The organism is Brachyspira catarrhinii, from assembly GCF_005518285.1.
Taxonomy (GTDB): Bacteria; Spirochaetota; Brachyspiria; order Brachyspirales; family Brachyspiraceae; genus Brachyspira; species Brachyspira catarrhinii.
The window spans coordinates 1-6351 of record NZ_SJDU01000117.1; the positions used below are offsets into that span (position 1 = coordinate 1).

Here is a 6351-nt window from a genome sequence, read left to right on the forward strand (position 1 = left end):
AAATTGGAATCTTTAATAAATAAAAATACGGTTGCGATTATTCCAGTTAATTTATTCGGACAATGCGCAAATTACGACATTATACTCGATATTGCAAAAAAGAATAATATTTTCGTTATAGAAGACGCATGCCAATCTTTTGGAGCGAGTTATAAAAGCGTAAAATCCTGCTCGGGCAAATTGGGAGACATTGCCGTGACTTCGTTTTTTCCCGCTAAACCTTTGGGTTGTTTCGGAGACGGCGGAATGGTTTTTACGAATAACGAAGAATATTACAAAAACCTTAAACAACTTCGACATCACGGAGACGAAGGCGGAATGGTTCATGTCAAATTGGGAACTACGGGAAGATTGGATAATTTGCAAGCTGGAATACTTTTGGAAAAATTTAAGGGTTTTGAAGAAGATATGAATCATAGAAGAGAAGCCGCCAAATATTATAACGAAAAATTAAAAGACATAGTTAAAGTTCCAGAAGTCGCCGAATATACCGAGTCCGTTCATGCTCAATATGTTATTCAAGTCAAAGAAAATAGAGACGAAGTGAGAAAAAAATTAAGCGAGCTTGGAGTTCCAACGGCGCTTTACTATCCTCATCCTATTCATTTAGCGCCAGTTTTAATCGAAAAATTGGGTTATAAAGAAGGAGACATGCCGAAATCGGAATACGCTTCCAAACATAATATAGCGCTCCCTATAGACAACGACATTCTTAAAGAAGAGCAGGATATTGTTATAGACGCTTTGAAAAAAATCTTAAAATAAAAAGTTTAAAAATAAATAATTTTAAAATTAATTTAAAAACCAAAAATATTTTAAAAGTAAAAATTTTTAAATAAAAATTTTTTAACAAATAATTTTTTATTTTATTTTTTTACCTTTCAAAAATTATGCTGTTATATATAACATATAAAACCAATTACTTCAAAGGAGGAGTAAAACCATGACCAAAATTTTAAAAGTCTTATCAATCTTGAGCGTTGCCTCTTTAATATGTTTCGCTCAAGTAAAACCGAATTCCATTACTAAAGATATAGTGGAATTGGACGAAAGAGGCGAGGGAAAGAAAGTCGGAACTATAACGGTTACCGAAACTACAAACGGAGTGTCCATCGATTTGGAAGCTAAAGGTTTGGCTTTAGAATCTGGAGTGGCGGAACTTCATTTGTATGGAAACAATTCTCCGCAAGTTACGGAAACTGCGGAAGCTGATTCGGTTAGCGGCGGAGGATTGGGCGAAGATATTAGCGATTTGGGAGCTTTAATGGTTAACGCCGATGGTAGTATAAGTCAAACGGTCGTAAGCGATGGAATCAAATTTTCCGATATTGAGGGAAAATCCCTAGTTATTACGGACGAAGTTGACAACTATGCGAATAGCCCCGCAGACGGAAGCGAAGAACCTTTATATGTTGCAAGCTTTTAATTGTAGTTAATCTTCATAATTCCTACCCATGCTTGAAATATAGCATGGGTTTTTTATTTTTAAAATATAATTCATAAAATGTATTTAAAGAATTCTAAAAATATTTTTCAAAAATGTTTTAAAGAATTATTAATTAATTTTTAATTAGATTATATTTTATACGATTAAAAAATTCTACATTCAAAAAATTTTTTAACAAATAAATTTTATTTTTTTATTTTATTTTTTACCTTTCAAAAATTAAGCTGTTATATATGATATATAAAACCAAATTACTTCAAAGGAGGAGTAAAACCATGACCAAAATTTTAAAAATCCTATTAGTGTTGAGCTTTGCATCTTTAGTATGCTTCGCTCAAGCTAGACGAGGCGCCACTAATCAGGCGGGAACAAATTCCGTAACTCAAACGAGACAAGGTTCTACTAATCAAGCGGGAACGAATTCCGCTCAAGTAAAACCTAATTCTACGACTAAAAACCTCGTAGAATTAAACCAAAGAGGAGCGGGAAAGAAAATCGGAACTATAACGGTTACCGAAACGGCGGATGGAATATCCATCGAAGTAAAAGCCGCTGGACTAACCGCGCAAGCTGGACAAGTAGGTTTTCATTTGCATGACAAAAATTCTGTAAGACCTACTAAAGACGCAAGCGGAAAAACGGTAGTAGGCGGAGGATTAGGAGCGGATATAGGAGATTTAGGCTCTTTGACCGTTAATGCGGACGGAAGCATAAATCAAACGGTATCAAGCGCAAATATCAAATATTCCGATTTAACGGGAAAATCTTTGGTTATTTACGCTAACGCGGACGCAACCGCAACTGGAGGAAGCAGAACAATTATATACGCCGCGGCTATATTCTAATCCATAACGGATAATCCTTGTAATTGCCCCATGCTTGAAACATAGCATGGGTTTTTGTTTTAAAATTTTTAATTGCAAAATATTATTTATTATGATATAATAATCCGATATTAAAAGATAAAATTACTCTTATAAGGAGGAGTAAACCATGACAAAAATTTTAAAAGTCTTATTAATCTTGAGTTTTGCAGCTTTAATAAGTTGTTCTGAAGAGAAAGCTAATTCTACGACTAAAGATATTGTGGAATTAAACGAAAACGGAGCGGGAGATAAAGTCGGAACTATAACGGTTACCGAAACGGCGGATGGAATATCCATAGAAGTAAGCGCTACTGGATTAAACGCTCAAGCGGGACAAGTGGGTTTTCATTTGCATGAAAAAAATTCTCCAGAACCTACCGAAGACGCTAACGGCAATATGGTAATCGGCGGAGGATTAGGCGGACATTGGGACCCAGACAATACGGGAACGCATGCTGGTCCCGAAGGAAACGGACACAGAGGAGATTTGGACGCTTTGACAATTAACGCTGACGGAAGTATAAGTCAAACCGTAGTAAGTTCAAAAATTAAATATTCCGATGTTGCTGGAAGGTCTTTCGTTATTCATGCAAATCCCGATAATTACACGGATAATCCCGTAAACGGAGGAAGCGGAGCGCGTTTATATGTCGCTATATTCTAATCGATAACGGATAATCATTGTAATTTGCCCATGCTTGAAACATAGCATGGGTTTTTGTTTTTAAACGGCTTTTTAAATTGGAATTCTATTTTAAAGCGTTAAAAAAATTATTAATAAATTATATTAAATATATTTGCTTTTTATTAAAATTATTATATTATATAACTTAACATAATATTTTATTTTTATTTTTGGAGAATCAATTAATGAAAAAAATTATTTTAATATCGACTCTTTTGATTATATGCGTTAGTCCGAGTTTATTCGCTAAAAAAGGTTTCGGAGCTGATTTGACGGTATCTCTCGGAGCGGGTATAGGATTCTTTCATGGAGATACAAATAAATATCCTAACGGCGGTTTTGAGTTTGGAGTATATTTAAAACCAAATTATTACTTTGAATTTTCCGCTCTATCTTTCGGATTATCTTTGGAGGTCGGCTATCAGAGAGATATTTATGCATATAAAAACGAAAAGAGTAAAGGTAACGCCACTTTCGACAGTTTCGCTTTAGGTTTTATTCCAAAAATAGATGTTTTATTTTTATCGGTGGGATTCGGCGGAGGAGTTAAATTCCCGCTCGGAGGCAATTTATCTACTACCGATATTTACGGCGGAAAACGATTAGAAAAATACGGCTACAACGAATTAAAAGAAAATTTTGGAAATACTCTAATTATTCCTTATGTTAAAGCGAGTTTGGATTTTATGCTCTTGCCTAATGTGGCTTTGGGAGTTTATATTGCCTACGATATTCCCGTAATGACATATCCAAACGATAATTCAAATACAAATATTAAATTTTCTTCTTTAGATATTGGCGGACAGATTACATTGAGATTTTAATTAATCGTCAAAAATAGGTTTTTGAATTATCTCTATAGTTTTATTTATTTTGTCGGCTTTTCCGAAGTAAGCTTTGACGAAAGGAATCGAAACTTTTTTTTTGTTTTCGGCAAGAACGATATTAAAAACATAATTCGAAGGCAAACTATAAATATCCACAATCTCGCCGTAAATATTTTTATTTTCATCTATTATTTTATAACCCGTTAGTTCCGCCTCGTAAAAAGTCTCTTCGTCCAATTTGGGCAAATATTTAGAATCGATATAAATGTCGCATCCGATAAGTTCTTTTGCCAATTCAATATTTTCGATGTCTTTTATTTGAAAAACGAAAGATTTATTTTTTTTCTTTATTTTAAGAATTATGAATTCTTTACCGTTTATTATGACGGGAGTATTTTCGCTTAAAACGGGAAGAGAGGCGAAATAACTTTTATCTTTAAAAGAAATTTCAACCTCTCCTTTTAATCCATGTAAACTTTTTATGCTCGAATAAAAAATAATCAATCGTCTATAATCTCAAGCATTACTCGTTTACCGCTTTTCATGGAAGTGGCAAAAAGAATGGTTCGCAATGCGCTTGCTATACGACCTCTTTTACCGATAATCTTACCTATGTCGCTTGGGCTTACTTTTAACTCAAGAATTGTGCTTTTCTCTCCTTCGATAACTTTTACATTGACTCCATTCGGGTCGTCAACCAATCTTTTAGCCAAAAATTCTATCAACTCTTTTTCTTCCATTTGCAATTCTCCTTTACAAAATAGTTATAATATAATTTTCACACAAGTCAGGCTTCGCTTTTTTCTTCCGCCGCCGTTTCTACGGTTTCGGGAGATTCGGTTTTAACCTGCTTGCGATTTTTGCGTCTCTTTTCGGGATTTTTCAAAGCTCTTTTCTGCTTTCTTTCTATAATAATATTTTTATCCCTTTCCATTATCCCTTCTTTTATAAGAATGCTTTTTACCGCATAACTCGGTTGCGCTCCGTTGGAAAGCCATTTTTTAATTCCTTCGGAGTTTATTTTATATAAAACATCCTTTGCCTTTGGATTAAACCAACCCAATTCTTCAATAAAACGACCGTCGCGCGGAAAACGAGAATCCGTAGCAACTATACGATAATGAGGTTCATGCTTGCGACCTATTCGCTTTAATCTTAATTTAACCACCTTTTTCCTCCGATTTTTATTTTCTAACTTTTATAATTATATTATTATTATAATACATTTTTTTATTTAAATCAAATATATTATCACATTAATTTATTCAAATCGTCTATAGACATCCCCATATTTTCTAACGATTTTGCAAGTTTATCCATTTTCTTCGCGCTTCCCATCATATTTTTCATCATAGAAAATTGTTTTATAAGCTGATTCACTTCAAATAAACTCTGTCCGCTTCCTTTGGCGATTCTCATTTTCCTCGAATTATTTAACGGAAATAAAGCGAGTCTTTCTTTTTTAGTCATAGATTGAATAATAGCCTTATATCTATTGAATTTCGCTTCTTCTCTATTTATCAAATCCGTATCGATATTTCCCATTCCAGGAATCATAGAACTCATTTTACTTATTCCGCCCATTTTAGCTGTGGCTTCAATTTGCTTCAAAAAATCGTTATAATCAAAATTATTTTCTATAACTTTTTTTAGCATTTCTTCGGCTTCTTTTTCGCTTATAGCCGCTTTAGCTTTTTCTACAAGTTTGACTATATCGCCCATTCCGAGTATTTGTCCCGCTACTCTCTTCGCATCGAAAACATCTATATCTTCCAAATGCTCGCCCGTTCCGACAAATCTAACGGAAGAACCCGTAGCGTATTTTAAGGAAAGCGCCGCTCCTCCTCGAACTCCAGAATCAAATTTCGTAAGAATAACTCCGTCTATTCCTATATTGCTTTGAAAATTTTTTGCCACATCGTAAACGCTCTGTCCAGCCGTAGAATCGACTACTAAAAGTTTTTCTGTCACATTTGTCGTATTTACAACTCTTCTTAATTCGAGCATCATTTCATCGTCAATTTCGAGTCGTCCAGCCGTGTCGACTAAAATCATATTATACTGCTCTTTTTTAGCTATTGCCAAAGCCTTTTTCAAAATTTTATAAGGTTTTTTCTCTTTTGTGTCTATATGGCAAGGAACATTGACTTCTTTTGCCAAAACGGAAAGTTGTTCCATTGCGGCGGGTCTATGAACATCCAAACCGACTAATAAAACTCTTCTTTTTTCTTTATAATATTTTGCCAATTTTGCGGAGGTAGTCGTTTTACCCGAACCTTGCAATCCGAAAAGCAAAGTTATTGTCGTTTTTTCTATAGGCTCTAATTTTAAACCGATTTCTCCTTCGCCAATCATTGAAATTAAAGTGTCGTTTACATCGGCTATAAATTGATTTGAAGGGTCGACTCCTTCCAATTTGTTTTTTCCAAGCGCTCTGCTTTTAGCGTCTTCCAAGAATTTATTAGCCGCTTCCAAAGAAACATCCGCCGAAAGTAAAGTCCAAAGAAACATCCGCCGAAAGTAAAG

Annotated in this window: 9 protein-coding genes; 5 read left to right on the forward strand and 4 right to left on the reverse strand. The window is 34.3% G+C overall.

Going from position 1 to position 6351, the window contains the following annotated elements; all coding sequences use genetic code 11:
- The 5 genes from EZH24_RS05800 to EZH24_RS05820 all read left to right on the forward strand — a co-directional run.
- Positions 1-765 (forward strand): DegT/DnrJ/EryC1/StrS family aminotransferase (locus tag EZH24_RS05800; protein ID WP_137998195.1); only part of this gene is annotated, 765 nt, incomplete at its 5' end.
- Between the two features lie 178 nt (positions 766-943).
- Positions 944-1426 carry a superoxide dismutase family protein gene (locus EZH24_RS05805; protein WP_137998196.1) on the forward strand — a complete coding sequence of 161 codons (483 nt, stop codon included), beginning with the start codon at positions 944-946 and terminating at the stop codon, positions 1424-1426.
- A gap of 296 nt (positions 1427-1722) precedes the next feature.
- Positions 1723-2292 carry a superoxide dismutase family protein gene (locus EZH24_RS05810; RefSeq protein WP_161976104.1) on the forward strand — a complete coding sequence of 190 codons (570 nt, stop codon included), beginning with the start codon at positions 1723-1725 and terminating at the stop codon, positions 2290-2292.
- 148 nt (positions 2293-2440) lie between these two features.
- Positions 2441-2977, forward strand: a complete 537-nt coding sequence (locus tag EZH24_RS05815; protein WP_137998198.1) for a superoxide dismutase family protein — start codon at positions 2441-2443, stop codon at positions 2975-2977.
- Between the two features lie 206 nt (positions 2978-3183).
- Positions 3184-3822, forward strand: a complete 639-nt coding sequence (locus EZH24_RS05820; RefSeq protein ID WP_137998199.1) for a hypothetical protein — start codon at positions 3184-3186, stop codon at positions 3820-3822.
- Here EZH24_RS05820 and rimM read toward each other — a convergent pair whose 3' ends face one another.
- From rimM to EZH24_RS05840, 4 genes are all read right to left on the reverse strand, one after another.
- Entirely contained in the window at positions 3823-4329 is a 507-nt protein-coding gene (gene rimM, locus EZH24_RS05825) for a ribosome maturation factor RimM (RefSeq protein WP_137998200.1), read from the reverse strand.
- On the reverse strand, positions 4326-4565 hold the full coding sequence (locus tag EZH24_RS05830; RefSeq protein ID WP_137998201.1) for a KH domain-containing protein: 240 nt from the start codon (positions 4563-4565) through the stop codon (positions 4326-4328). Before EZH24_RS05830 ends, rimM begins: the two co-directional genes overlap by 4 nt.
- A gap of 47 nt (positions 4566-4612) precedes the next feature.
- Positions 4613-4993, reverse strand: a complete 381-nt coding sequence (gene rpsP / locus EZH24_RS15375; RefSeq protein ID WP_137998202.1) for a 30S ribosomal protein S16 — start codon at positions 4991-4993, stop codon at positions 4613-4615.
- An 83-nt stretch (positions 4994-5076) separates the two neighbouring features.
- Positions 5077-6351 (reverse strand): signal recognition particle protein (locus EZH24_RS05840; protein WP_137998203.1); only part of this gene is annotated, 1275 nt, incomplete at its 5' end.